The organism is Enterococcus sp. AMC1623 (genome assembly GCF_058216495.1).
Window position 1 is genome coordinate 56,897 of sequence record NZ_CM177096.1, and the last position, 25,415, is coordinate 82,311.

Consider the following 25,415-nt stretch of genomic DNA (forward strand, 5'->3'; position numbering starts at 1 on the left):
TATGAAAAAGAATCAGTTGTTTGACAAACGATTTTTGATGACTTTTTTCAGTGTTATAGCAGTTCTGGTCATTGTCCCAATATTTATTCAGCGCCCATTCACCGTAAATGTTCTTATCTTGTGCCTTATTTGGTCTATTATGGGAATTGGCTGGAATTTTATAGGAGGGTATACTGGTCAGGTTTCAAATGGACACGCTTTGTATTTTGCAATAGGGGCTTATACGGGAGCATTGCTTTTAAAATGGTTCTCGATCACCCCCTGGATCTCTATGTGGATAGGTGCAGCAGTTTCAGCACTTGTTGCTTTTGTAATCGGAATGCCTTTGCTCCGCTTGAGTGGACATTATTTTGCTATTGCAACGATGGCAATTGTCGAATCTGCTCGAATTATTTTTCTAAACTGGGGTTTAATCGGAGGGGCTACAGGCGTCACATTTTTAGAAAAAAACATGTCTAGTTTCTTTACACTACAGCTTGTTGCTAAACATCCATTCTATTATGTTTGTCTTATCTTTTTTGCCTTAATGGTTCTTTTAAGTAAAGCACTGGAAAATACCCGTTTTGGTTTTTATTGCCAGGCAATCAAAGCTAATCCTGAATCCGCGCAAAGTGTAGGGATTAACACGACAAAATATAAAAGTATTGCATACATGTTGAGTGCAGCAGTTGTTAGTATTGGTGGTGCGCTCTATGCACAGTATATCCAATATATTGATCCAATGATGCTACTTCCGTTGTCCACAAGTATGCTGATTGTTTTAGTCTGTGTAATGGGTGGAATCGGAACTGTCTGGGGCCCTGTGCTAGGAGCGTTTTTAATGACATTCATCAATGAATATTCACGTTCTTTATTTGTTCATATCAATGGAATGAATTTTGTGGTATATGGAGTTCTGGTTATTCTGATTGTGTTGTTTTTACCCAAAGGACTGCTTTCTATTCGATTTAATAAATTTTACAAAAAGGAGAGAAAAAGCCATGACTAGTTTGCTTAAAGTAAAAAAACTTACCAAGAAATTCGGTGGATTAGTTGCGAATGAAGATATCTCCTTTGAAATAGAAAAAGGAACGATCGTGGGAATCGTAGGGCCAAACGGTGCAGGAAAAACAACATTATTCAATTCGATTAGTCGTTCACAAATGGTAACTTCAGGTCGTATTTTTTTTGAAGGACATGATATTACAAAAATCAAAGCTCATCAGGCAATCAACTATGGAATAGGCCGTACATTCCAGATTCCTAAACCGATGGAGGGGATGACAGTTCTGGACAATATTTTGGTTGGTGGACTGGCAAAAAATAAAAAAATCAGTGACGCAAGAGAACTTGCAGAAAATATTTCAACATTTTGTGGATTAGGTCATTTGAATGAAAAGTTTGTTGAAACTTTGAATGTTATGCAAAAAAAAAGATTAGAGATTGCTCGAGCTTTAGCAGGAGAACCAAAGCTACTCTTGCTAGATGAGACGATGGCAGGACTAAATGGAACTGAGCGTCAGGCAGCGATTCAACTGATACATGCAATCAACGAATCAGGAATCACAATTTTGATGATTGAACACGTGATGGAAGTAATTATGAAAGTATCAGAAAAGGTTATTGTCATAGCTTCAGGAAAAAAAATTATGGAAGGTTCACCTGAAGAAGTGACTTCACATCCAGAAGTTATAAGTGCGTACCTAGGAGGAGACTTTCATGTTAAAAATTGAAAACTTAAGTGCTGGGTATGATGGTATTGATGTCATTAGGAATGTGTCTATGCAAGTAAGTAAAGGACAAATCGTGGCTTTGTTAGGATCAAATGGTTCCGGAAAAACAACGATTTTACGTTCTTTGATGGGCGTTGTTTCAAAGAGTAAAGGAGTTATTGAGTACGAGGGAAAGAGTTTAAATAATGTTGCGACACATGACTTAGTTAAGATGGGAATTGCGATGGTTCCTGAAGGAAGACATTTATTTCCTAAAATGACAGTGCTAGAAAATTTGATGCTGGGTGGATACACTATTTCCGATCGTGTAAAAAAACAAGAGATTTTAAATAATATCTTTAAGATATTTCCTCAGCTGAAGGAACGTGGAAATCAGTTAGCTGGTACACTTTCTGGTGGTGAACAGCAAATGGTAGCTATCGGAAGAGCTCTCATGAGCAGTCCTAAACTTTTAATTTTAGATGAACCGAGTTTGGGAATTATGCCTAAATTAGTAAATGAGATATTTGAATTCATTAAAGACATCAATAGACAGGGAATCTCAATTTTGATTGTCGAGCAGAATGCAGAAAAAACATTGACATTTTCCGATTATGCTTATGTTATTACCAATGGAGAGACGGCTATTTCTGGGACTGGTCAGGAGTTATTGAAAGATTTACAAATTCAAAAGATTTATCTAGGGCTTTGAATAATTAAATTAGGGAGGGACGAAATATGAGTAAAGAAAATACAAAAGAAAAAGTTTATGCAGAACGTCAGGACAATTACAAAAAACAAAAAGAAGAGATTTTTAAGCAGGCCAGAGAAGAAGAAAAAAATCAGAATAAAAAAAAAGAAGATAGTAGATCAGAACAAAAAATTTGCTTTTTCTCTTAAAACACAGCTTTATTTCGGTGTTTCTGGCGTGGGTGAACTTGGTATAATAAATTAGACAAAAAGATAAAGAAAACGAGGGTCTGGGTTATACCAAGACATTTATTTGACAAAGCATTTAAAATCGTCACTCTATCCGAATCAGCTATTGGTGTGGGAATGACTGACAAATAAGTTTTTTCAAAATACAGCTACCATTTGCTACAAAAGTTATTTTTATTGGTATTCGTTTAGCAGTAACTTCGACTATTGCCATAGCTACCATTACCGAATAACTTTTCACTGGTTGGAAAATACAGCATTTTTTTCATTTCCATTATATTATTTTTGAGGCTTTTTTCAGTAGTAGTGTTTTATCGTAAAGAAAAATTCACATATTAAACAACTTAGTTTCTAAATATGACTTTCAACACTAGTGGGAAAATGAAACTCGTCTTGCAGATTTGCTATCAATGATTCTTATACAGCAGACTATGGAAAAAAATGCTAAAAAAGTACTATCTAATCTGGAAGAATTTTTGACTATTGAAGTATTACAAGATATGGGGATTGAAATGCTTCAAACCTTAATTTTCCCAGCAGAATTTTACAGACAAAAAAGTGTTTAAATCAAAGAATTAGTCTCTTGGTTTATAAGCAATGGGGCAGATTTAGATAAATTTACAGATTTTTCTACCGATAAACTACGCAAAGAATTATTAGCGATTAAAGGTATTGGTCCAGAGACGGCAGATGTGATGCTACTATACATTTTGAACGTAATGTTTTTATTTGTAATCAATATGCAATGCGCTTATTTACAAGATTAAGATTTGGAAGTTTCAAACTTATGATGAAATGAGAAAAGAATTTAATCATTTAGCAGATCATGTACCTCACAATCTATGTCGAGAATGGCATGCAGCAATTGATACACATGGGAAATACTACAGAAAAAATAAAAAAATCGATGAGTCATGGCTTTTTAACCAGAGAATCATTAGACTGTCTACTAATCAAAAATAATTCAAAAGATAATCTATGAAAAAAACACTGGGAATTTACTTGAAAGTTACAGTATAGTGGACTGATTGAAATGGATTAACGAATCAAACAAGCAACTTTAAAGATTCTTCTCACAGAATGTTTAAAGTTGCATTTAATGTATTATCAAAAAGAACATTCAATGGGTTACTCAGCAACATTATTTACTGGTTGACCTTCAGAAAAAGCTTTTAAATTAGTATAGGCGGTGTTCATTAGACTCGTTCTAGCTTCTTTAGTAGCCCATGCTATATGTGGCGTAAGGATAATATTTGGTGCTTTTAAGAGTGGATTATCTGCACGAATGGGTTCAGTCGAAACAACGTCAAGTGCAGCTCCACCAATTTTGCCTTTTTCCAACGCTTGTGTAAGATCTTCTTCAACAATTAAAGGTCCGCGAGCACTATTAAGAATCAATACGCCATCTTTCATTTTCGCAATCGAATGTTTATTAATCATTCCTTGAGTTGTTGGTAATAAGGGAACAAATAATGCAATGACGTCCGATTGTTGGTAGAGTTCTTCAAGCGTGACCATTTCAATTGTTGGATGTAGTTTGGGATCGATAAAATCATCATGAGCAATAAGTCTCATACCGAATGCAGAAGCCATTTCTGCGAAGCGCTGACCAATTCTTCCGAGTCCTATGATTCCTAAGGTTTTATTAAGTAGTTCATATTGGGGTGTTTTCCAATAACACCAATCAATACAGTTTTGCCATTCACCTTGTTTCACCGTTTCAGAATGATAACCGATTTGATGGCATAACTCAAGTAATAGTCCCATGGTAAATTGTGCTACGGAATCTGTCCCATACGTAGGAATGTTTGAAACAACAATTCCTAACTCTTTTGCTGCTGTGATATCTACAACATTATAACCAGTTGATAATAATCCGATATATTTGAGTTTGGGGCATGCTTCAAGAATAGCTCGACTTAATTGCACTTTACTAATAATCACAGCTTTGGCATCACCAATACGTTCAATTAATTGATCGGAGTTACTGCGATCATAGATGGTTAATTCTCCAAATTCACGTAAGTTATCCCAACTGAAATCGCCAGGATTCGTTGCATAAGCATCTAATATGACTATTTTCATAATTTTTCTTCCTTTCTTTATTCAAAAGCAATATTTGAGAACAGGTGTAGATAAGGTAGAGAGGGAAATAAAAAGGTGGAATGAATCCGCTTACGTTTTATTATAAAAGAAAAACGCATCCATTTCACCTTAAGAAGGAGTGTTTATGCACTTTTATTTTTTATTTTCAAAAAATACATTATTTAATAATAAAAATGGCAGTGATTCAAATTTCAAACAAATGAGTAATAAGCGATAAAAGATTATTTGGAGCAGCATAATAAATAACATAAAAAGCCTGCTAACTTTGAATGCAACAAAAGTTAGCGGGCTTTTTTGAACAATCATTTAAACGCGAAGAGTTAATCTACTCTATTAATGGGTTTGCCTTCAGAAAAAGCATGGATATTTTCGCGTAAGATAGACAATAAACGTTGTCTAGTTTCTAATCCTCGCCATCCTATATGGGGAGTAATTATTACATTATCCATTGTATATAATGGACTAGCATCATCTAATGGTTCAACTTCTTGTACATCTAATCCTGCACCAGCGATGACTTTATTTTGCAACGCATGAATGAGGGCTTTTTCATCAATAAGCCCACCACGTGCCGTATTGATTAGATAAGCTGTCGATTTCATCATTGACAACGTTTTTGTATTAATCATATGTTTCGTAGATTCGTTTAAAGGACAATTAAGTGAGATAAAATCGCTTTGTTTAAAAATTTCTTCATTCGTTGTAAAGTGAATCCCATGTTGATCTTCTCGAGGAGTTCTAGTCGAGACTAAAATTTTCATTCCTAAAGCTTGAGCGATTTTGATGATTTCTTTTGCAACATGACCATAACCGATTAAACCTAAAGTTTTCCCATTCACTTCTACATGATCGACCATTAAATGTTTATGGAAATTATCGTGGTTTCCTGCTGCAAGCATTCGAATTTGTTTTTGGATAGAACTTGCTAAGTTTAAAATAAACATAACCGCAGTTTGTGCTACTCGTTCACTACTGTACGCGGGAATATTACATAAAATAATTCCTTTTTCACGGACAGCATCTAAATCAATATTATTGTAACCTGTTCCTGCTTCACAAATCATTTTTACGCTGTCAGGAAGACGTTGAATAATGTCTTTGCTCATTTTCATTTCTTTGGTGACAACAATAGCACAATCTTGAACACGTTCGACAATTTTATCTTCCGGTGTTTCATCGTATATAATTACTTCAGACGCAATTGTTGAAAAATCAATACGACCATCGTAGTTTACAACATCTCCATTTAAGACAACTGTTTTATCATTCATTACTTATCCTCCTGTTAATTTAATTAATAATGCTTATATGACTAGTTTAATAGTTTTAATGATGAATTACAAAAGATACAATATATCTTAAAAAACGAGATTAAAATGACTAAACTGGTCCTTTTAATCTCGTTTTGAGTAAATCATTAGAGTCTTTTATGCAAATTTGGTATGAGTTATATAAGAAGCTAAGACTTCTTTTACATAGAATTCATGCTCGAGACTCAAATCATTATTTTCCAAAAATCTAATGGCGTTAAAATTTTCTGGTTGTAACGTAGGATCCTCTAAGTAAAAATCTAATACTTTTTTCACCATGAAATGTTCAGCTTCTGTTTCCATTTTAGAATGGAGAGCAGCAGTTTGATTGTATAAAATATAGTTTTTTTGATGCTCTGCTGCATGACCCAATTCATGTAATAATACACAGGCTTCTTCTAATTCATTTAATCCACTATATAAAATGATTGTATTTAAAACAGGAATATAATAGCCTGGTTTATCTATATCATAACGATAGACAATAGTTACATCTAGTTCTTTAATAATCCGAGTAATTCGACTATCCAAATCTAACACCTACTTTTTATCCAAATACGCTTCGATAATACTTTTTAATATCTCTCGATCATTTTCAGTGACTTCTTTACCGTCGTAACTCATCACTGATTGTAACGCTTCTTCGACGGTCTGTTCTCTTTTTTGTTCATCTGATAAAACAGAAGGATTATCTGTGCGTCCTAGAAGATAATCCGTAGACACATTTAGAAAATCTGATACTTTTTCTACTTTATCTATACTAGGATTACTTTTTTTCCATGAATAAATCGCATTTTCCCCAATTTTCAATTGAAGGCCGACTTCTTTTACATTCATATTTTTTTTTCGTTTTGCAGTCTCTTTGATACGATTAAACAATATTTCAGACATTCCTATCCCTCCCGAAATAAAATCTTTTAATAAAGTATCGAATTAAATACATTTTTAATTGACGAAGTATCGTATTCGATATATTATAATCTTGTAAGCTAATTCAATATGCTAAATAGTATAAGAAAAATATCTAATAAAAGAACCAATTCGAGTCTGAAAAGCGTAGAAATGTTAATTTTATAGAGAAACTCTATGCTTATTTAGCTATAGATTGATAGTACAGCATTCGATACTTTTTGTCAATGAAAGCAATAGTTGTATTAGCTAATAAATCGTAAGAGGTGTAAGTATGTCACAAGAGTTTATTATGAAAGTCCGGGTTGCTTTAGCGAAATATGAAAAGAATCATTATTTCAGAAAATTATAGAACTGACATGTAAAATTTATGGAAAGGAAAGTGAATTTAATGGGAATGAATATGATTATATGGGGAGAAGCTATGATGCAAGAAGAGTATGGGAGAGTAATTATGTGGTTAGTATTTATTGTATGTTTAATGGTGATTGAGATTATCACGAAAGTTATTCAAGAATATAATAATCAAAATTTACATTTAGCAATAGTGAGAACTGAATTACTTAAAAAGTTTGCACTTGTCATGGTTTTGATTGCGCTTATACCATTGCCGATTTTATTAGCAGATGTTTTTTCTGTTAATGCAATTATTAGTGTATATCTACTTGAAACAATTAATGAGCTGCTGAGCATTCTGAAAAATTTGAATAAATTAGGTATTACTACTGATATATTTGATCCAATTATTAAGCGTTTAACCAATAAGAATGAGTAGAAAAATACAAAACAAACAGCCCTCTGTCTACCAGAGGGCATGTACATAATAAACTTACAAACAACATAAGAATTTTGGGGATGGGATTGGTTGTTGTCTGTATATGAGTTAGTTGTAACATAAAAAGACACGTTATAACCGAAAATATCTCAAACGTATCAAATTCATGCCTGAACGCAAGTGTTATTCATTTTTCTGCTATCTAATATTTAGTAGTATTTGTATTTATCAATAGTACTTAAATTATAAAAGGACGCTAAAAAACTATCAATACTTATGCAACAACATTGATAGTTTTTTTCATATAGGATTATTTATTTTGTATAAGGTAAGGCGTGGCGGAACTGTTCCAAATGAGAAATAGTTTTTTCTGGATCAGATGAAATTGTCAGCGTAAATAAAATATCAATTAAAACTAACTGAGAAACACGTCGCGTATAGATTCCAGCATTTTTAAAGTCTAACTCTTCAGTTGGTGTTAGAAAAACAACATCAGATTTTTTCACAAGAGGTGTATTGTCAAAGCTAGTAATTGAAATAATTGGGACCTTATTTTTTTTCAACAGTTCCACTAAACGGAGAATATCTGGATTTTTACCACTATGAGAAATAATAAATGCACAAGAATTTTCATTTAGTTTACCCGCTTTTAATAACTGCATATGATATTCCAAGTTGAATTCGACATCTAACGGTGTTCGTAAAAATTTATGATAGGCATCTAAGGCAATAGGGGTTGATCCACCCAACGCAAAAAATACAATTTTGTTACTGTTTGTTAAAAGTTGTACGGCATTCGTTAGATTTTCGTAATCGATTAGCTGTGCGGTATCTTCCAATGCTCGAATATTTGAATCAAATACTTTTTTTACCAACGCTTGCGTATCTTCATTACCATCAACACTATCGAGTAGTAATTTGTTATGGTCGTTGGCTAATAAAACGGTGAGCTCTTTAAATCCAGAAAGCTTTAATTTCTTAGAAAATAAAAAGATGGTAGATTCTGCTACACCGCAAGCTGTTGCTAATTCAGAAATTGTCATATTTTTTGCCTCTTGTGCATGATCTAGCAGGTAATCTGCAATTAGCTTTTCTTTTTTAGTAAATGATAGATAATTGATTTGAATTTTACTTTTTAAATCTTTCATATGTATTCCCCTTTAAAAAAATTTCGAAAAAAACATTTACTTTTCGAAAAAATTTGATATTATAAAAATAAGTTTTAAATAAATTAGCAAAAATCGAATTTTTTTTATTTTATATTGTTTAGTATAACATAAAATGAAAAGGCTTTACTGATGGTTGCTAAATTAAAAGGAAAAATGGAGGTTTTTTTGATGGGGAAAATTGGATTAGTAAGAGTAGACAGTCGGTTATTGCATGGACAAGTTGTCACTAGATGGATCGGACAGGTTGGTGCTAAAGAAGTGATTATCATTGATGATACTTTAGCAAAAGATGAATTTATGATTGAAGTTTTTGAAATGGCAGCTCCGGCAGGTGTGAAATTAATTGTGAAGTCAGTTGCTGAAGCAAAAGAATTTTTGGACGCAAAGAATTTAGAAAAATCAATTATTTTATTTAAAGGAATCCCTTCATTATTAGATGGAATTGCTCATGATTTACCATTAGAAGAGATTCAGATTGGTGGTATTGGTGGCGGTGCAGGACGTGTGGTTGTATTTAAAAATATTACTTTAACGAAAGAAGAATATGAACAATTAAAAAAATTAGAAGCAGATGGAAAACACATTTTCTTGCAAACGGTTCCAGAAGAAAGAGAAGTCAAATTAACAAATATTGCCAATAAATTCTAAGGAGGAAAGTAAATGACAATTATACAAGCTATTATTTTAGGTGTTTTATTTTGTTTTTGTCGAATGGGGATTTTATATACGTGGCCTAAAAATATTCCATTATTTGGAGCACTGTTAATTGGAATCGTTTTAGGAGATGTCCCACAAGCAATGATTATTGGCGCAGCGATTCAAGCGATTTATATGGGTGTGATTCAACCAGGTGGAAATATTCCGACAGACCAAGTGTTAGCCACTTTTATTGCTGTACCAATTGCATTGCAATCTAATCTGGAACCGGCTGTTGCCGTAACTTTAGCTGTGCCTGTTGGGTTGTTGGGGGTGCTATTAGATTATATTCGTCGAACTGTCAATGCGGCTTGGATTCATATGGCTGATTCTTATGCTGAAAAAGGCAATACGAACGGTATCATGCGCGCGCATTTTCTATATCCTACGTTGGCGTTAATTGGTATTTATATCATTCCTGTCGCAATTGCAATCTATCTAGGGCCAAATGCAGTTAACGCTTTTATGGAGATTGTTCCTGATTGGATTATGACTGGACTACAAGTAGCTGGCGGGATTCTTCCTGCGTTAGGATTTGCTATTACAATTTCAGTGATTGGGAAAGGAAACGTTATTCCATATTTCTTATTTGGTTTCTTCTTGTTCCAGTACGCTTCACAAGTGAATACAATTGCCTTTGCATTGTTTGGAATGTTCCTAGCATTCTTGCATATCACATTTACTAAAAATAAAACTGAGGAAGCGGGGGCTTTATAATGGAACAAAAAGAAAAATTACTCACTAAAAAAGATATACGACGTTCTTGGATGTATTGGTTAGGTACATGTGAGCTTTCTAATTCCTTCGAACGTTTGCAAACGCTTGCTTTCGCTGCATGTTTAGCTCCGATCTTTAAGAAGTTATATAAAGATGATGAGGAATTAAAATTAGCTTTGAAACGGCATCTAACTTTCTTCAACACGGAAGGAATTTGGGGAAGCTTAATTCACGGAATTGTCATTGCTATGGAGGAAGAACGAGCACGTGGCGAAGATATTTCAGATGAAATGATCACAGGGTTAAAAACCGGATTCATGGGACCCTTGGCTGGAATTGGTGACACCGTAGACTGGGGAACAATTCGCCCTATCGTAATTGGCTTATTTCTGCCATTAGCTTCTGCTGGTAGCTGGATTGCTGGTTTAGGACCTTTTGTCATTGTTAGTTTAATTACTTCTTCAATCAGTTATTATCTATGGCATTTAGGTTATCGTGTGGGACGTAAAAGTATCCTTCAAGTATTAAAAGACGGGCGCATCAATCAATTTATTACAGCATCTAGTGTACTAGGAATGTTTATGATGGGAATTTTATCTTCACAATATGTAAAAATTTCTTTGAAACCAGAAATTGTAGTAAACAATGAAACGACCACAATTCAGTCTTACGTGGATCAAATTCTACCAGGCTTATTACCAGTGACTGCAGTATTTATCATGTACTATTTGATTCGCTATCGCAAAGTAAAATACACTAATATTTTATTAGGCGTATTAGCAATTTCGTTACTAGGTGCATTAATTGGGTTATTTTAGTTTGGAGGGTATTTGAATGTTAGAGGAAGTAAAAAATAGAATTGAACGAGAGGTTGATGAAAGAAAACCTGAATTAATTGAGATTAGCAATTATATTCATAGTCATCCAGAGTTAGGATATGAGGAATTCTTAGCTGTTGAAAAAATCACCACATATTTGAAACAACAAGGTGCAGAAGTTGAATCCAATTATTGTGATCTGGAAACCTCGTTTAAATCAACGCACATCCAAGGTGAAGGGGGCGTACATTTTGCTATTTTAGCGGAATATGACGCCCTACCCAAAATTGGTCATGCTTGCGGACATAATATTATTGCGACTTCTGCTGTGGGTGCCTATCTAGCAACCAAAAAAGTAATGGAAGTATTTAATATTTCAGGAAAAGTTTCTCTTATCGGTACACCAGCTGAAGAAGGTGGTGGCGGTAAAATCAAACTAATTGAACGAGGCGCATTTCAAGATGTAGATGCTGCAACAATGGTTCATCCAACTTCGGGAACCACTCGTATTGCTGGTCGTTGTACAGCCACATATAAATTTTTAATTGAATATACAGGACGCTCTGCCCACGCAGCAAGTCAACCTTTTAAAGGAGTTAACGCATTGGATGCAGCAAATTTATTTTTTAACGCAGTATCAATGTTACGTCAGCAAGTTACTTCAGATGTTCGCTTATCTGGTATTTTGGTGGAAGGTGGAACAGCTACGGGAATGATTCCTGACTATTCTAAAATTGAATATAGTATTAGATGTATGGAGGAAGACGAACTTCCTAGCTTAATAGAACGTGTTCGTAACTGTATTCAAGCAGGCGCTTTGGCGACTGGGTGTGAAGTGAAAATAACAGAAGAAAAAGGCTATGGTGCAAGAACATTCAGTCGAATTTTAGGTGATATTTGTCGTAAAGCATTAGAAAGTTTAGGCGAAGAAGTTTTACCTGATTTTCCAGATGATTTCGGTTCAACTGATTTCGGTAATGTAAGTCAACTTATTCCGACGACCAATCCTTATTTTAGTTTGAATAAAACGCGAGTATCTCTTCACACGCCCGAATATGAAAAGTTAGCAGGTTCACCTATTGGTCATACTGCCATTGAGCGTTCGGCAAAAGCCATGAGTATGACCGTGATTGAGAGCTTCTTGAATCCGACTATCATTGAAGCGTCCAATCAAGAAAACCAGAATGCAATGAATGTAAATACAAGACCCAGATAAGGAGCAGATAAAGTTGGTTGGAATTTTATTAGGAAGTCATGGATATTTTGCTAAAGAAGCATTAGCTAGTGCAGAAATGATTGTTGGCAATCAAGAAAATATTGCTAGTTTTTCGTTAGAAGAACAAATGGATTTAGAAGCAACCATTTTAAGTGCACAGGAATCCTATCAATCATTAGATAGAACCTCAGGCGTTTTGATTTTGACAGATATTCAAGGAGGAACTCCGTCTAATGTGGCGATGGTAATTCAAAGAAAAAATGAAAACACGTATGCTTTAGCTGGTTTCAATTTACCTTTACTAATTGAAGCTTTGCTAAATAGAGAAAAGAATGTCACGGATTTAGTCTCTTATTTAGAAGAACTTTTTCCAGCGACATTGAGTAATCTATCAAAATAATCTTAAGTATTTTATCAGCAAATATGGATATTGATAGAAAAATCTCGACTCTTATAAAAATAAGATGAGCATCATAATCAAAAAATAGTTTGAATTAACTAAACTGAATAGTATAAAACCATCTTATTTATTTCAATGAGATGGTTTTTTTATTTTTTATATACACTCTTCACATAACCCAAAAATCGTAATGTCATGCCCAGTAATTTTAAAATGATTTTGAGTAGCTAAATCGGGGAGAAATTTTTTGATTACACAACCAATGGGAATCATTTTTTGACAATTTGTACAAATCATAAAATGGTTATGTTCAGATTCTGCTAGATAAAAATAAGCGACGGTATTGACCACCGTTTTGTTAATTAATTTAGCCTTCAATAACTTATCCATTGTTCGATAAACAGTTGATAAGTTCATCTTGTCATCGCCGACTAAGTGATACATCATTTCAGCGCTTAATGCTTTTCCAGAATTTTCTTTGAATAAATCAATGATTGCTTTACGCTGCTTAGTCATTCGCACTTAAATCATCTCCTGTCGTTTAAAGTTTTCTGTAAACTGATTATATATTAAATGCAAATGATTTGCAATTAATGGTTGACGAAATAGAAGTTGATAGTTTAGAATACTTGCAAACGATTCGCAAAAACTGTTTTGCGTATAAGGAGGAATATCCATGTCTTTGATACCTGTGACAATTTTAACTGGATTTTTAGGAGCTGGAAAAACAACGCTGCTGAATCAATTGATGCAATCAAAAGGCGATGAAAAAGTCATTATTATCGTTAATGAATTTGGCGATACGAGTATTGATCATGAATTAGTTTTAGTCGATGAAGACGAACGAATTTTTCAAATGAATAATGGCTGCATGTGTTGTATCTTACGAGAAGATTTGGCTGAAATGTTTTTAGATATACTAACAATTGTTAAAGAAAGTGGCATTGCGATTCACCGAGTTATTATTGAAACAAGTGGTTTAGCCGAACCAAGTCCGATTGCTCAAACGATTGTTCGTACGCCACTTTTGAATGAACATTTTATGATTGATAGTATTTTGACCTTAGTTGACGCCAAAAATGCTGAATATCAATTAGATCATTATCCTGAAGCAACGGAGCAAGTCGCTTTTGCAGATCGCTTACTTCTAACTAAAACAGAAGCTGTTCCCAAACAAGAATTGCATGCATTAAAGCAAAAATTAGCTAAAATTAATCCTTTTATTGATCAAGAGTATGTCCATGGAAATTTACAATTTGCAGATTTAATTGGGTTACAATTATTTGACCATGGATTAGACAATGAAGATATTGAAGCAGACATTGATCATATGATTGATAATCACGAACACCATCATCACGACCATGAGTCACATGAACATCATCACGTTCATACACCAGTAAATAGTTTTGTGATTCGCCTGGAAGAAGCGTTACCTGAAAAACAAGTTATTCTATGGATTCGTCAATTGATTCAGCTATATGGCATGGATTTAATGCGTTATAAAGGTCTGCTAAATATAGAAGGTTACGATCAACCGGTTGTTTTGCAAGGGGTTAATATGGCTTTTCGGCTAGAAGAAGGAGAATGCTGGCAAGAAAAGCCCATAACTAAAATTGTTTTAATCGGAAAAGAGTTACCAGAAGCTGAGATTAGAGCACTATTAGTCAATCAGCATTTAACATAAAGGAGAAATTTCGATGTTAGAAAATAGTCAAACTTTTCCAGTATCTTCTATAGAAACATTGCTTGTAGGTTTTGAATCGGTTGGGAAATCAGGATTGTTTCGAGAAATGACTGGTGATAAAAGTGCTTTGCCTCAAAATGTTAAAGGTTCAACTACTTCAGCTACAAAAGGAACCTGTCAATTGAATCAATTAATTCAATTGACAGATTTACCAGGGTTGCAATTGGATATAGATAGTCAAAATATGCAAACGACGTTAGATTATTTGGAACAGGAAAATACATTATTACTAGTGGTAAAAGCACCACGTTTGAAAGAAGAATTACTGGCACTTTACGATAATTTACGTTTAAAAGGTCAAAAGGTAGCTGTCATTGCGACACATAGTGATAAATACCAGCCGACAAATACAGAGAAAAAACGAATTCAAGAATTATTACAGCTACCGGTCATCTGGATTAATACAAGAAAAATAACTGTAGAGCAACAAAAAAAAGTGATTCAATGTATCACACGAGCAGTCGTGTGGGGAGCTTCACGAAGTATCCTTACTTTTTTACCTACTTCTGCTGAAGGACAGCGAGACTTGCTGCCTCTTTTTCGTCATTCGTTTTTTGGCCCAATTTGTGCAAGTAGTGCGATTTTTTTGATGTTTGCTTTACCAGTAGTAATTGCTTACTGGTTTACTGGATGGTTAGAACCGATTGTCGAGCGTTCGTTATTAAATCCATTAATTACTTGGTTGTACGATGCGCCTTATCCTGTCCAAGAATTACTTACTGGCGATTACGGATTGATTACGTTAGGCTCATATTCTTTCTTATGGGCTTTTCCAGTCGTTTTTTTAATCAGTATTATGACGACTCTAACAGAAGAAATAGGGTTACAAGAACATTTGACGACAACATTAGATCCATGGCTTCGTAAAATTGGTTTAACGGGTAGAGATTTATTGCCTGTGATTACTGGATTTGGTTGCAATGTAGTCGCTGTTTTTCAAAGCAGAGGATGTAGTAGCTGTACTCGAACTTCATGTGTTTCTTTAATTGCTTTTGGTTCAGCTTGTAGTTATCAAATTGGAGCCACATTGTCTATTTTTAATACAGCTAAGGTCCCCTTTTTATTTGTACCTTATTTATTTTTATTGTTTATTGTTGGTGCCATACATACTCGAATTTGGCATTCAACAACCACTGAGTTAACACGAGTTGCTCCGTTACCTTATATTCAATCAGTCAATTGGCAGACATTTTGGTGGAAAATTACAAGCTCTATGAAACAATTCATTGTACAAGCCATGCCTATTTTTTTGATTATTTGTTTCATCGCATCAATTTTACAAATGTTCAATCTATTATCATTTTTAAATGGTTTAGCTTTTCCCTTATTAAGGTTTCTTTCACTACCCGTTGAAGCGGCGCCAGGATTACTTTTTTCCTTTATCAGAAAAGATGGTTTATTGATTTTAAATGAAGGACAGGGAGCTTTATTAGCGACAATCTCAACTTCACAATTATTTGTTTTTGTTTATTTGGCTTCGACTCTATCAGCTTGCTTGGTGACTTTATTGACTATTGGTAAAGAGTTAGGGTGGAAAAATGCATTTGCGATTGCCAGTAAACAAATGATAACAAGTATTGTTAGTACAGCAATTTTAGCTTGGAGTATCACTATTTTTTAAGAAACGAGGAATGAACAAGTGATTTTATCAGGAAAAAAGATTTTAGAACTACAAGGCAGTACTATTCACATTACACCATTTCGTCTGCAACAAATTAATCCGAATAGTTACAATTTACGGTTACACAATGAATTAGCTATTTATAAATCAACAACTTTAGATATGAAGAAAGAAAATGAACTTCAATTTTTTAAGATACCTCAAACAGGTTTTCTTTTAGAACCCAATCAATTGTATCTTGGTCGAACAATCGAACGGACAGAAACAAATGGCTTTGTTCCGATGTTGGAAGGACGTTCTTCAGTTGGACGATTAGGTTTAAATGTGCATGTAACAGCTGGTTTTGGTGATGTCGGTTTTTCTGGTTATTGGACGCTTGAAATGCATTGTTTAAAACCACTTTGGATTTACCCTGAGATTGATATCTGCCAAATCTATTATCATACAATTGAAGGTGACTATGACGACTATGTATCAGGCAAATATGCGAACAATCAAGGGATTCAGGGAAGTAAGTTATATTTGGATTTTGAGGAGAGAAGTAGATGAATAAAAAAATTGTTATTGTTGGAGCTGGCGCAGCAGGTATTGGTATGGGTGTTACATTAGTTGAGCTAGGTATTCGTGATTTTCTTATTCTTGAACAAAAGGAAATCGGTCATAGTTTTAAAAATTGGCCTCAAGAAACCCGTTTTATTACACCTTCTTTTTCAAGTAATGGCTTTGGTATGCCTGATTTAAATGCTATTTCAGTGGATACTTCACCAGCATATACTTTAGGCAAAGAACGACTATCAGGAAAAGATTATGCAGAATACCTTGAACTAGTCGCAAAAGAATATCATTTACCTATTTTTACAAATAGTAGTGTGAATCATGTGAAAAAAGTTAAAGAGCAATATATTTTAGAGACTGATTTAGGTGAAATTATCGCAGATTATTTAATTTTTGCAGTAGGTGAATATTCATTTCCTAAACATTCTTTCGCTGGTAGTGAACATGCACTGCATTATAGTGAAATTGATACATGGAAGCAAGTGACTGGTAATGAACAAGTCGTTATTGGTGGGAATGAAAGTGGGATTGATGCCGCATTAAACTTAGCAAAACTTGGTAAAAAAGTGTCTGTCTATACCAATACCACAGGATTAACTGCAAAAGAAGCGGATCCTAGCATTCGGTTAGCTCCAATTACTCGTCAACGATTTATGGAATTTAAAGAAACAAACCAAGGTGAGATTAAAGTGTACCAAAAAGTTTGTATTGCAAACATTCAGCCCAATTCAGAAGGGTATGAAATACAGACGACAGATGGTAGAAGTATTTTTTCGAAAAATCGTCCCTTGTTGTGTACAGGGTTTATGAATGGTGCAGCTATACTAGCACCACATTTATTTGATACTACCTCAGGAAAGCTTGTTTTAAATGCTATTGATGAATCAACTATTTCAAACAATGCTTTTTTGATAGGTCCCAGTGTTCGCAATCAAGGTGTGATTTTTTGTTATATTTATAAATTCCGTCAACGATTTGCAATTATTGCCGAAGCAATTGCACAAAGAGAAAATGTACCAATTAATCAAACACGCTTGGCTTATTATAAACAACAAGCTTTTTATTTAGACGATTGCGCTAATTGTGCAGTGGATTGTCAATGTTAAGAGAAAATTTCAATGGAGGAGAGAAAATATGGCATACGATAACTGGTGGCAAAAAGGAATACATGGGGATCAAGAAATGGAAGACAGCCATAAAGAAGCATGGGAAAATGTTATTTCACTTTTGAATCCTAACGATGTAGAAAATAAGCAGATATTAGATTTTGGCTGTAACCAAGGAGGCTTTTTACGAGTACTGTATGATCAGCTTCCATATCAAAGTGCATACGGTATTGATTTAGCAAAAAAAGCAATTGCTGTTGCTAACGAAAGAGTAGGAGATTATCCGATTACTTATAGAGCTACAGGAGATGCATTAGCTTTGGAACAGTCATTTGATACGGTAATTAGTACATCTGTTTTGTATTTAATTGAAGATTTAGCAGCACATTTTCAAATGATTGCTCAAGTATTAAAAGAGGAGGGGACCTATTACGCCTCATTTGCAGATCAATCACAAAATCCTAGTTTTGACTATATGGAAGCTCAAATTAATCAGTATGGTGCCACAAAAATGCAAAATAAAACATTAACTGAAGTAGTTAATCAGTTGCTTGCACAGGATTTTTCCGTAGAGCTAATCAAGGAATACACAGATTCTATTTATGATGTGACAAATTATCAAGAATTTTATCGTTCAGTAGATGATTATATATTATCACTTGATAGTTCCTATTTGATTAAAGCTAAAAAGCGAAGGAAAGGAAAATAAAAGATGAAAATAGGCATAAAAATAATTCTTTCGGTACTTATACTTGTGTTTTTAGCGAGTTGCGCAACTCCTAATCAGCAATCATCTCATGGGATCCCAACGATTAGTATTGCCATTTCGGGAGATGCAAACGCTGAAAAACTGGATGCGACAAGTTATGATTCTGACATGCCTTTGTACGGTGCTGTCTATGAATCGCTTGTGCAGTATGGTGAAAAAGGTGCATATACGTCTGGATTAGCTGATAGCTGGGAAATAAGTGAGGATGGAAAAAAATATACCTTTCATTTAAAAAAAGATAGTAAGTTTTCTGATGGCAGCACCTTTGATGCAGAAGCAGTCAAATTTACCATTGAACGCGCAAAAATCAAAAATGAGACGACTACTCTTCAAACATTAATCAATTTAGAGAAAATTGAAGTACTTGATTCGTATACCATTGTTTTATATTTTAAGGAACCCTCGAATCAGGTCTTAGCCGAATTGAGTCAAACTAGACCACTACGGATAATGAGTCCTCATTCCGTTGAAAATAACGTAGTAACAGGAGTATTTAAAGAAGCAATTGGAACAGGACCATTTAAAATAAAAGAATTTACTTCTGAGCAGGTAACAATGGAACCTAATCCTTATTTTAATGGAAATCAACCTGTGACCTATCAAATTAAATTTAAAACAATTGAAGATGGTAGTTCTCGTACATTGGCCTTAAAAAGTGGTGAAGTCGATATTGTAGGTGGCACTCTAGGTAATATTACAGAAAAAGATAGTGAATTATTAGAAGCAGATGCTTCATTTACTGTTCATGCGTTTAAAGGAACAATGTCTCACTTTTTAGCATTTAATCCAGAAAATCCGGCATTAAAATCGCCCATTCGCCAAGCAATGGATAGTGCTATTAATAAAAAAGAGTTGTCCACGAAACAACTCAATGGACTATTTAGAGATAATGTAGAATACGTCACTTCAGACAATCAACCAACGTCTACTTATGATTTGAAAAAAGCACAAAGTATTTTGGAACAAGAAGGCTTTCAAAAAAATTCTAAAGGCTATTACGAAAAAGAGGGCAAAGAACTAGCTTTTAAATTAGTTATTCAAACGACTGAATTTCCTGAATGGAAAGAACAAGCCGAAGTGATAGAAAGTGAGTTGAAAAAAGCTGGTATCAAAGTAACGATTACAATTTTAGACAGTGAAAGTTATTATGATGTCCTATGGAATACAAAAGATTTTGATTTGATTTTTTATCGTACGTATACGGACGCATTATTGCCATATAATTTTTTGAATTCTTTATTTCATAATACCGCAGAGAGTCATGGTGTATTGGCAGATGATGTAGCATTAACAAAACTTTTAGATCAATCTGCATTAACCATTAATGAAACAACTCAACAAGAGATTTTTGATGGAATTTTAAAACGAATAAATCAAGAAACATTGGCAATTCCAATCGATTATAAAGATGAAATTTTTGTTACGTCAGAAAAAATTGCAGAATTTTCTTATTCAGGGTTGTCTGATGCACCTATTGATTTTAAAAATATTAAGGTGAAATAAAATGAGTGTCTCCTTTGTTATAAAAAAAACTCTCCGTTTGTTGATAAGTCTCCTACTATTTTCTTTCCTATTATATGGCTTGTTAGCTCTTTCAACTGGGGATCCAGCTCTAGGTGTTCTGCGGAGGTTAGGTGTAAATCATGTATCACCTGAAGCTTTGGAAGCAACAAGAGTAAAATTAGGAATGGATGGTGCTTTTTTAGAACGTTATTTTAAGTGGCTTTTACAATGTTTACAAGGAGATTTTGGCTATTCTTTTCAATCGAATATAGCAGTCAGACAGTTAATGGTAGAAAAATTGAGTATTACTATGCAACTTGTGAGTAGTGCATTTATTATTTGTCTTTTTATGGCAGTAACAATTGGAAGTTTAATTGGAAATTTTCCTGCTTTGAATTGGTTGAATCAAATAGTATCAGTCGTGTTATCATTTCCAATTTATTGGATGGCCATTGCTACTATTTTTTTATTTGGTGTACAACTCAAATTGTTTCCTTTTGTTGGTAGCAGTACCACTTGGCATTTAGTATTACCGATTTTTGTACTTAGCCTATCAGAAGGTTGCTATTTAACGAAAATGACAGGTGATCTACTTTCAATCTCAGCTATTAGTGAGCGACAAACAATTGCTAAATTTCGTCATATTAAATGGTATTACCGCCTTTTTTATCAATTAAAAGACGTGTTTGTCCCGTTGTTAACTCTAAGTATGACGAGTTTGATTCATCTATTCAGTGGGGTTATTATGATTGAAATTATCTTTAGCATTTCTGGTATTGGAAAGCTTTTAATGGAGGCCATTTCTACTAGAGATTATCCAGTTATTCAAGGTATCACTTTATTACTTGCCTGTGTAACATTTGTCCTCAATTATGTGGTTGATTTGTTAATTCAAAAGATTGATCGTAGAATTCAACTTGAACGAGGAGGTCAGGCATGAAAAAGTATGGCACTGTCTTTAGCATAGGAATTATAGTTATCATTATTATTTGGCAATTAAAAGACCCCTATCTGATTGACAAACAGAATGCCTTGCAAGGTATGAATCTAAAACATTGGTTTGGTACAGATTATTTAGGGAGAGATTTATTTTCTAGAATAATTTATGGCACTATTTATTCCTCACTTCTAGCAATTTGTTCTTTGATAGGTGTAATCACTATTAGTTTAATTTTAGGTGGTTTTGCAGGATATAGTGGAAAATTAATTGACCTCATTATTACAACGTTTGCTGATATTCTAGTAAGCATTCCGACCTTGATTTTAACGTTAGTTTTTGCTGGTTTATTTGCTAATTCTTTGATGACTGTTTTAATCGCTCTCGTTATTAGTTGGTCGGGGAAGTATATTCGCTACATTCGTAACCTAGTCTTAAATATACGCAAAGAAGAATTTATCATATTAGCACCATTGCGAGGTTCTTATGGCAAACATACATTGTTTCATCATATTGTGCCTAACATTATTATCGAATTAGTGTCTTTATTTTTGACAGATATTGGAAAAATTATGTTAAGTATTTCTGGTTTATCTTTTTTAGGAATTGGGGTACAACCGCCAGTTCCTGAATTAGGCACTATTTTATTCGATGGCAAAGCGTATTTTTTTGTGGCTCCTTGGATTTTTATTTTTCCAGGAATTATTCTAAGTATCATCGTTTTAGGAACACAGTCCTTAGGTAAACACTTTAGAAATAAGTGGGGTGTTTCATTATGATTCAATTAACAAATTATTCCGTATTTTTAAGTGGAGAAGAATTACTCCAGTCTATTAATTTAACAGTAGAGGCAGGTGCTTTTTTCTGTTTGATTGGAGAAAGTGGTGGAGGAAAAACATTATTAAGTAAGGTTATTTTGGATTTACTTCCATCGAAATTTCAAACTAGAGGGACGAAATGCTGTGTTACTGAAAAAATGGAACTTATTTTGCAGAATCCGCTAGACAGTATGCAAAGTAATGTATTGATTCGCACACAATTTCATCATTTATTAAAATCTAAAGGGATTAAAGAAAAAGGAATACGTGAAAAAATGATGAAGCGAGCTATGCATCAAGTTGGTTTTATTGATAATTTGACTATATTAGACAACTATCCATATGAATTGAGTGGTGGAATGTGTCAAAAAACTGCCTTGGCTTTGGCACTTGTCTCTAACCCGGAAATTATTATTGCTGATGAAGCAACGAGTGCTTTAGATGTTCAAAGTCAAAGGACAATTTTAACTCTTTTGCAAAAAATGAATCGACAAGCCAATAAAACTATTTTTTTTATTACACATGACTTAGAATTAGTGCGACAATTTGGAACCCATGTAGGAATTATTAAAGAGGGGTGTTTATTAGAGACAGGCAAAGTGAACGATATTTTAACACATCCTAAAAACCAGTATACTAAGGAGTTGATTGAGATTTTTGATGACAATTAATTTATTAGAAGTGAAAAATTTAGAAAAAAAGTATGGCAATCAATTAGTGATTGAAGACTGTAATTTCCAATTGAATCAGAGACAGTGGTTAGGTATTGTTGGCAAAAATGGTTCAGGTAAATCGACACTTGTAAAAATGATTGTTGGTTTAGAAAAGTATACGAAAGGAGTCATTTACTTAGAAGGAAAAAAGCAAGAAGATGTTTCAATGAAAAAATGGGTACAAACGATTCAATTAGTTTCTCAATACACACGTAGATCATTGGATCCGAGTAAAACAATTGAGCAGATTTTAAGTGAACCATTGATACAATTTCAGTTATGTCAGAAACAACAAATAAAAATGACGATTGAAAAAATTTTATTGGATTGCGACTTATCAAAAAAGACTCTTTCAAAACGTCCTCATGAATTAAGTGGCGGACAATATCAACGAATCTGTTTAGCAGTAGCTTTATTAGTTAAACCCAGGATTTTAATTTGCGATGAAGCAACTGCTAATTTAGATAAAATCAATGAGAAACGAATAATTAATCTACTAAAAAAACAAAAAAATATGGCTGTTCTTTTTATTTCACATAACCCTTCCTTAGTGAAAAAAACTTGCGATGATGTTATTTACATGAAGGATTTTCATTCATCCGATAAAGACAGGAGACTAATAGAGTGAGCATAAAAAACAATTCTGATAAACTTCCCATCACCGTCATTTCTGGTTATTTAGGTTCAGGAAAAACGAGCTTACTTTTACATTTACTCAAATGTAAAGAGCAGCGTCGTATTGGTATCATTGTTAATGATGTTGCTGAAGTGAATGTTGATGCGAAAATTATTGAAAAATCACCGTATTTTACTGAAGAAGATCAGTTAATTCCGTTGCAAGCGGGTAGTATCAGCAGTGATTTAAGTGAGGAATTAATTGAAGCAGTAGCGAATCTAGCGAAATCACAGTGTGTGGACTATATCTTGGTGGAGTCTTCAGGAATTGCTCAACCGGATTTAATCGCTAACTATTTATCACAAGGAACTACTCGTCAACAAGAACCCCTTAATCAATTTTGCTACATGGATACGATGGTAAGTGTTGTGGATGCATACCGTTTATTGCAACAAGTTATTCCTGAAAATGGGAAATTCAATGAAGAATTTCAAAATAGCAATCAATTAATTATGCATCAAATTGAATTTTGTGACGTGGTTTTATTTAATAAAATTGATTTAATTCAAGAAAAAGAAAAGCAGTATTTAAGGGCTCTAATTAAATCAATTAATCCGCACGTAGCAATTATTGAAAGTACGTATTGTCAAGTACCCGTTCGCAAAGTGATGGATACGCAGCTGTTTAATCAACAAAAAGTGTTTGATTATTTTGAGCATAATCCTGTGATTGCTCAACAAGAGAATTCTGAATTTACGGTACAAACATTTGTTTATCGAAGGCGTGCACCCTTTCATCCTGAACGATTTGATGCTTGGTTAAATCATTGGCCTAAAGAGGTTATTCGCTGTAAAGGAGTCGTTTGGTTTGGAACACAACCGGAGAATGTTATCAACATTTCGCAAGCTGGTAGAGCAATGGATATCACACATAGTGGTTACTGGATTGCGACTTTAAAAAATTGGGAAATTGAAAAAATGAAAATAATTCGCCAGCATTTAACTGATATTTGGGATGATTATTACGGCGATCGTATGATTGAATTAGTCTTTATTGGAACGAACCTTAATCAACAAAAAATGATTCATGAATTAGATGAATGCTTGATGAAGAAAGAAGAAACAATCGTTGGTTTAAAAGACCCGTTTCAACCTCAAGTAGACAAGTAGGGAAAGCACTACTTGTCTTTTTTTATACACTTTTTGAATGATTTCACAGATTAAATTAAAAATAGCTTGTAATTTGTTAATAAGTAAATTATAATCTTTTTCATTGATAATGAGAATCATTCTCAATTTATAAATGAAAAGGAAGTGGATGAAATGAAAAAGTTAACGTTGTTTGTTGCTTTATTAGGTTTAAGCAGTTTTTTAGCTGCATGTACAAATAAGAGTGGTTCAGAAGAAAGTGCTGAACCAGAAACTAAAGTAGTTGAGACAGAAATGGGTGAAGTAGAGGTTCCAATCAATCCGAAAAATGTTTTGGTGAATTGGTATGTTGGAGATGTCTTAACCTTAGATGTAACACCAGTGGGCTACTCTGGTTGGGCTCAAGAAACAATGCCTTTTTATGATGAATTAAAAGATGTCCCTGCTATTGAAAAATGGGAAAAAGAAGAATTACTTTCTTATGAACCTGATTTGATTGTTACTTATAATCCGGAAGATTATGAAAAATTATCAAAGGTTGCGCCGGTTGTGGTGATTTCTGAAGATAAGAGTTCAGAAGAACGTTTGGAATTTTTAGGGGAAGTTTTAGGTAAAGAGGAAGAAGCTACAGAAGCGATTGATACATTTGAAACAAAATTGGCAGATGCAAAAGAAAAATTTTCAACCGATGCTTTCAAAGATAAAACGTTCAGTATTTTTGAAGACTGGGGAAGTGATTCTTATGGTGTCTATTATGAAACTGGTTCACGTGGAGGGACTTTGTTATACGATTATTTAGGCTTGAAATTAGCACCTAAGTTAGAAGAGTTGATTGAGTCTTCTGGCGAAGGTCGCGGTTCTTTGTCTTATGAAGTAGCTGCTGATTATTTTGGTGATTATATTATCTGGTTCTTACAAGAAGGCAAAGAATCAGAATTTGAAAAAACAGAAATTTGGAAAACAATCCCAGCAGTTGAAAAAGGAAACATCACAACTGTGCCTGGAGAATACGCAGGTTTATTCTATTATTCTGATATAACCAGTTTAACAGCACAATTGGATTATGTAGTTGAAAATCTAAACATCAGTGAATGATTTTAAAGAAGACTTCCTGATTATCTTGGGGAGTCTTTCTT

General features: G+C 33.9%; 28 protein-coding genes. 22 read left to right on the top strand and 6 right to left on the bottom strand.

Features of this window, described 5'->3' with window-relative positions:
- Position 1 precedes the first annotated feature (1 nt).
- Genes AC4BC7_RS00290 through AC4BC7_RS00305 form a run of 4 tightly spaced genes read left to right on the top strand, consistent with a single transcriptional unit; the run spans position 2 to position 2,591 of the window.
- The gene (locus AC4BC7_RS00290) at positions 2 to 988 is read left to right on the top strand and encodes a branched-chain amino acid ABC transporter permease (protein ID WP_490503471.1); all 987 of its coding nucleotides are present in this window, start codon (positions 2 to 4) and stop codon (positions 986 to 988) included.
- Positions 981 to 1,712, top strand: coding sequence for an ABC transporter ATP-binding protein (locus AC4BC7_RS00295; RefSeq protein ID WP_207940626.1), 732 nt, complete (start codon positions 981 to 983; stop codon positions 1,710 to 1,712). The genes AC4BC7_RS00290 and AC4BC7_RS00295 overlap by 8 nt, the downstream gene beginning before the upstream one ends.
- Positions 1,699 to 2,403, top strand: coding sequence for an ABC transporter ATP-binding protein (locus AC4BC7_RS00300; RefSeq protein ID WP_490503472.1), 705 nt, complete (start codon positions 1,699 to 1,701; stop codon positions 2,401 to 2,403). The genes AC4BC7_RS00295 and AC4BC7_RS00300 overlap by 14 nt, the downstream gene beginning before the upstream one ends.
- Positions 2,404 to 2,429: 26 nt before the next feature.
- Positions 2,430 to 2,591, top strand: coding sequence for a hypothetical protein (locus AC4BC7_RS00305; RefSeq protein ID WP_207871898.1), 162 nt, complete (start codon positions 2,430 to 2,432; stop codon positions 2,589 to 2,591).
- Between the two features lie 1,167 nt (positions 2,592 to 3,758).
- Here the strand turns inward: AC4BC7_RS00305 and AC4BC7_RS00310 are convergent.
- The 4 genes from AC4BC7_RS00310 to AC4BC7_RS00325 form a co-directional block, all read right to left on the bottom strand.
- The gene (locus AC4BC7_RS00310; RefSeq protein WP_207871900.1) at positions 3,759 to 4,715 is read right to left on the bottom strand and encodes a D-2-hydroxyacid dehydrogenase; all 957 of its coding nucleotides are present in this window, start codon (positions 4,713 to 4,715) and stop codon (positions 3,759 to 3,761) included.
- A gap of 341 nt (positions 4,716 to 5,056) precedes the next feature.
- Positions 5,057 to 6,007: a 2-hydroxyacid dehydrogenase gene (locus AC4BC7_RS00315; protein WP_490503473.1), complete on the bottom strand. Its 951-nt coding sequence runs from the start codon at positions 6,005 to 6,007 to the stop codon at positions 5,057 to 5,059.
- 156 nt (positions 6,008 to 6,163) lie between these two features.
- Positions 6,164 to 6,577 carry an ImmA/IrrE family metallo-endopeptidase gene (locus tag AC4BC7_RS00320; protein WP_207871904.1) on the bottom strand — a complete coding sequence of 138 codons (414 nt, stop codon included), beginning with the start codon at positions 6,575 to 6,577 and terminating at the stop codon, positions 6,164 to 6,166.
- A gap of 9 nt (positions 6,578 to 6,586) precedes the next feature.
- Positions 6,587 to 6,937 (bottom strand): helix-turn-helix domain-containing protein, encoded by a 351-nt coding sequence (locus AC4BC7_RS00325; RefSeq protein ID WP_207871906.1) that lies wholly within the window; start codon positions 6,935 to 6,937, stop codon positions 6,587 to 6,589.
- Positions 6,938 to 7,346: 409 nt separating this feature from the next.
- On the opposite strand from AC4BC7_RS00325, the gene AC4BC7_RS00330 reads away from it, so the two are divergent.
- Positions 7,347 to 7,730: a phage holin family protein gene (locus AC4BC7_RS00330; RefSeq protein WP_490503474.1), complete on the top strand. Its 384-nt coding sequence runs from the start codon at positions 7,347 to 7,349 to the stop codon at positions 7,728 to 7,730.
- A gap of 314 nt (positions 7,731 to 8,044) precedes the next feature.
- On the opposite strand, the gene AC4BC7_RS00335 is transcribed toward AC4BC7_RS00330, so the two are convergent.
- Positions 8,045 to 8,878: a MurR/RpiR family transcriptional regulator gene (locus tag AC4BC7_RS00335; protein ID WP_490503475.1), complete on the bottom strand. Its 834-nt coding sequence runs from the start codon at positions 8,876 to 8,878 to the stop codon at positions 8,045 to 8,047.
- A 189-nt stretch (positions 8,879 to 9,067) separates the two neighbouring features.
- Here AC4BC7_RS00335 and AC4BC7_RS00340 point away from each other — a divergent pair, with 189 nt between their 5' ends.
- The 5 genes from AC4BC7_RS00340 to AC4BC7_RS00360 are packed head-to-tail and all read left to right on the top strand — an operon-like array spanning position 9,068 to position 12,746.
- Positions 9,068 to 9,547, top strand: a complete 480-nt coding sequence (locus tag AC4BC7_RS00340; protein WP_207871928.1) for a PTS sugar transporter subunit IIB — start codon at positions 9,068 to 9,070, stop codon at positions 9,545 to 9,547.
- A 12-nt stretch (positions 9,548 to 9,559) separates the two neighbouring features.
- On the top strand, positions 9,560 to 10,312 hold the full coding sequence (locus AC4BC7_RS00345; protein WP_207871930.1) for a PTS mannose/fructose/sorbose/N-acetylgalactosamine transporter subunit IIC: 753 nt from the start codon (positions 9,560 to 9,562) through the stop codon (positions 10,310 to 10,312).
- Positions 10,312 to 11,130: a PTS system mannose/fructose/sorbose family transporter subunit IID gene (locus tag AC4BC7_RS00350; protein ID WP_207871932.1), complete on the top strand. Its 819-nt coding sequence runs from the start codon at positions 10,312 to 10,314 to the stop codon at positions 11,128 to 11,130. Before AC4BC7_RS00345 ends, AC4BC7_RS00350 begins: the two co-directional genes overlap by 1 nt.
- A 16-nt stretch (positions 11,131 to 11,146) precedes the next feature.
- Positions 11,147 to 12,346 (top strand): M20 family metallopeptidase, encoded by a 1,200-nt coding sequence (locus AC4BC7_RS00355; protein WP_490503476.1) that lies wholly within the window; start codon positions 11,147 to 11,149, stop codon positions 12,344 to 12,346.
- 13 nt (positions 12,347 to 12,359) lie between these two features.
- Complete coding sequence (locus tag AC4BC7_RS00360) at positions 12,360 to 12,746, top strand: PTS sugar transporter subunit IIA (protein WP_207871936.1); 387 nt, start codon at positions 12,360 to 12,362, stop codon at positions 12,744 to 12,746.
- 156 nt (positions 12,747 to 12,902) lie between these two features.
- Here the strand turns inward: AC4BC7_RS00360 and AC4BC7_RS00365 are convergent, their stop codons facing one another.
- Positions 12,903 to 13,262: a Fur family transcriptional regulator gene (locus tag AC4BC7_RS00365; RefSeq protein ID WP_490504391.1), complete on the bottom strand. Its 360-nt coding sequence runs from the start codon at positions 13,260 to 13,262 to the stop codon at positions 12,903 to 12,905.
- A gap of 160 nt (positions 13,263 to 13,422) precedes the next feature.
- Here AC4BC7_RS00365 and AC4BC7_RS00370 point away from each other — a divergent pair, with 160 nt between their 5' ends.
- The 12 genes from AC4BC7_RS00370 (at position 13,423) to AC4BC7_RS00425 (ending at position 25,374) form a co-directional block, all read left to right on the top strand.
- Positions 13,423 to 14,433, top strand: a complete 1,011-nt coding sequence (locus AC4BC7_RS00370) for a CobW family GTP-binding protein (protein ID WP_207871940.1) — start codon at positions 13,423 to 13,425, stop codon at positions 14,431 to 14,433.
- Positions 14,434 to 14,446: 13 nt separating this feature from the next.
- Complete coding sequence (locus AC4BC7_RS00375) at positions 14,447 to 16,114, top strand: nucleoside recognition domain-containing protein (RefSeq protein ID WP_207871943.1); 1,668 nt, start codon at positions 14,447 to 14,449, stop codon at positions 16,112 to 16,114.
- An 18-nt stretch (positions 16,115 to 16,132) separates the two neighbouring features.
- On the top strand, positions 16,133 to 16,663 hold the full coding sequence (gene dcd / locus AC4BC7_RS00380) for a dCTP deaminase (protein WP_207871946.1): 531 nt from the start codon (positions 16,133 to 16,135) through the stop codon (positions 16,661 to 16,663).
- Positions 16,660 to 17,775: an NAD(P)/FAD-dependent oxidoreductase gene (locus tag AC4BC7_RS00385; RefSeq protein WP_490503477.1), complete on the top strand. Its 1,116-nt coding sequence runs from the start codon at positions 16,660 to 16,662 to the stop codon at positions 17,773 to 17,775. The genes dcd and AC4BC7_RS00385 overlap by 4 nt, the downstream gene beginning before the upstream one ends.
- Positions 17,776 to 17,803: 28 nt before the next feature.
- Positions 17,804 to 18,484: a class I SAM-dependent methyltransferase gene (locus AC4BC7_RS00390; protein WP_490503478.1), complete on the top strand. Its 681-nt coding sequence runs from the start codon at positions 17,804 to 17,806 to the stop codon at positions 18,482 to 18,484.
- Positions 18,485 to 18,487: 3 nt separating this feature from the next.
- Entirely contained in the window at positions 18,488 to 20,047 is a 1,560-nt protein-coding gene (locus AC4BC7_RS00395; protein ID WP_490503479.1) for an ABC transporter substrate-binding protein, read from the top strand.
- Between the two features lies 1 nt (position 20,048).
- Positions 20,049 to 20,987 (top strand): ABC transporter permease, encoded by a 939-nt coding sequence (locus tag AC4BC7_RS00400; RefSeq protein WP_490503480.1) that lies wholly within the window; start codon positions 20,049 to 20,051, stop codon positions 20,985 to 20,987.
- A complete protein-coding gene (locus tag AC4BC7_RS00405; RefSeq protein WP_490503481.1) occupies positions 20,984 to 21,763 on the top strand; it encodes an ABC transporter permease in 780 nt (259 codons plus the stop codon). Before AC4BC7_RS00400 ends, AC4BC7_RS00405 begins: the two co-directional genes overlap by 4 nt.
- Positions 21,760 to 22,473: an ATP-binding cassette domain-containing protein gene (locus AC4BC7_RS00410; RefSeq protein ID WP_207871964.1), complete on the top strand. Its 714-nt coding sequence runs from the start codon at positions 21,760 to 21,762 to the stop codon at positions 22,471 to 22,473. Before AC4BC7_RS00405 ends, AC4BC7_RS00410 begins: the two co-directional genes overlap by 4 nt.
- Positions 22,463 to 23,143 (top strand): ABC transporter ATP-binding protein, encoded by a 681-nt coding sequence (locus AC4BC7_RS00415; RefSeq protein WP_490503482.1) that lies wholly within the window; start codon positions 22,463 to 22,465, stop codon positions 23,141 to 23,143. Before AC4BC7_RS00410 ends, AC4BC7_RS00415 begins: the two co-directional genes overlap by 11 nt.
- Positions 23,140 to 24,300 carry a CobW family GTP-binding protein gene (locus AC4BC7_RS00420; protein ID WP_490503483.1) on the top strand — a complete coding sequence of 387 codons (1,161 nt, stop codon included), beginning with the start codon at positions 23,140 to 23,142 and terminating at the stop codon, positions 24,298 to 24,300. Before AC4BC7_RS00415 ends, AC4BC7_RS00420 begins: the two co-directional genes overlap by 4 nt.
- Positions 24,301 to 24,453: 153 nt before the next feature.
- Positions 24,454 to 25,374, top strand: a complete 921-nt coding sequence (locus AC4BC7_RS00425; RefSeq protein ID WP_490503484.1) for an ABC transporter substrate-binding protein — start codon at positions 24,454 to 24,456, stop codon at positions 25,372 to 25,374.
- The last annotated feature ends 41 nt before the right edge of the window (positions 25,375 to 25,415 follow it).

Coding starts and splice junctions, on each gene's coding strand:
- AC4BC7_RS00325 (WP_207871906.1), bottom strand. CDS start 6,937: ATGTCTGAAATATTGTTTAATCGTATCAAAGAGACTGCAAAACGAAAA.
- AC4BC7_RS00425 (WP_490503484.1), top strand. CDS start 24,454: ATGAAAAAGTTAACGTTGTTTGTTGCTTTATTAGGTTTAAGCAGTTTT.
- AC4BC7_RS00410 (WP_207871964.1), top strand. CDS start 21,760: ATGATTCAATTAACAAATTATTCCGTATTTTTAAGTGGAGAAGAATTA.
- AC4BC7_RS00415 (WP_490503482.1), top strand. CDS start 22,463: ATGACAATTAATTTATTAGAAGTGAAAAATTTAGAAAAAAAGTATGGC.
- AC4BC7_RS00405 (WP_490503481.1), top strand. CDS start 20,984: ATGAAAAAGTATGGCACTGTCTTTAGCATAGGAATTATAGTTATCATT.
- AC4BC7_RS00310 (WP_207871900.1), bottom strand. CDS start 4,715: ATGAAAATAGTCATATTAGATGCTTATGCAACGAATCCTGGCGATTTC.
- AC4BC7_RS00335 (WP_490503475.1), bottom strand. CDS start 8,878: ATGAAAGATTTAAAAAGTAAAATTCAAATCAATTATCTATCATTTACT.
- AC4BC7_RS00290 (WP_490503471.1), top strand. CDS start 2: ATGAAAAAGAATCAGTTGTTTGACAAACGATTTTTGATGACTTTTTTC.
- AC4BC7_RS00370 (WP_207871940.1), top strand. CDS start 13,423: ATGTCTTTGATACCTGTGACAATTTTAACTGGATTTTTAGGAGCTGGA.
- AC4BC7_RS00345 (WP_207871930.1), top strand. CDS start 9,560: ATGACAATTATACAAGCTATTATTTTAGGTGTTTTATTTTGTTTTTGT.
- AC4BC7_RS00340 (WP_207871928.1), top strand. CDS start 9,068: ATGGGGAAAATTGGATTAGTAAGAGTAGACAGTCGGTTATTGCATGGA.
- AC4BC7_RS00400 (WP_490503480.1), top strand. CDS start 20,049: ATGAGTGTCTCCTTTGTTATAAAAAAAACTCTCCGTTTGTTGATAAGT.
- AC4BC7_RS00355 (WP_490503476.1), top strand. CDS start 11,147: ATGTTAGAGGAAGTAAAAAATAGAATTGAACGAGAGGTTGATGAAAGA.
- AC4BC7_RS00330 (WP_490503474.1), top strand. CDS start 7,347: ATGGGAATGAATATGATTATATGGGGAGAAGCTATGATGCAAGAAGAG.
- AC4BC7_RS00315 (WP_490503473.1), bottom strand. CDS start 6,007: ATGAATGATAAAACAGTTGTCTTAAATGGAGATGTTGTAAACTACGAT.
- AC4BC7_RS00395 (WP_490503479.1), top strand. CDS start 18,488: ATGAAAATAGGCATAAAAATAATTCTTTCGGTACTTATACTTGTGTTT.
- AC4BC7_RS00305 (WP_207871898.1), top strand. CDS start 2,430: ATGAGTAAAGAAAATACAAAAGAAAAAGTTTATGCAGAACGTCAGGAC.
- AC4BC7_RS00350 (WP_207871932.1), top strand. CDS start 10,312: ATGGAACAAAAAGAAAAATTACTCACTAAAAAAGATATACGACGTTCT.
- AC4BC7_RS00365 (WP_490504391.1), bottom strand. CDS start 13,262: ATGACTAAGCAGCGTAAAGCAATCATTGATTTATTCAAAGAAAATTCT.
- AC4BC7_RS00300 (WP_490503472.1), top strand. CDS start 1,699: ATGTTAAAAATTGAAAACTTAAGTGCTGGGTATGATGGTATTGATGTC.
- AC4BC7_RS00295 (WP_207940626.1), top strand. CDS start 981: ATGACTAGTTTGCTTAAAGTAAAAAAACTTACCAAGAAATTCGGTGGA.
- AC4BC7_RS00375 (WP_207871943.1), top strand. CDS start 14,447: ATGTTAGAAAATAGTCAAACTTTTCCAGTATCTTCTATAGAAACATTG.
- AC4BC7_RS00385 (WP_490503477.1), top strand. CDS start 16,660: ATGAATAAAAAAATTGTTATTGTTGGAGCTGGCGCAGCAGGTATTGGT.
- AC4BC7_RS00390 (WP_490503478.1), top strand. CDS start 17,804: ATGGCATACGATAACTGGTGGCAAAAAGGAATACATGGGGATCAAGAA.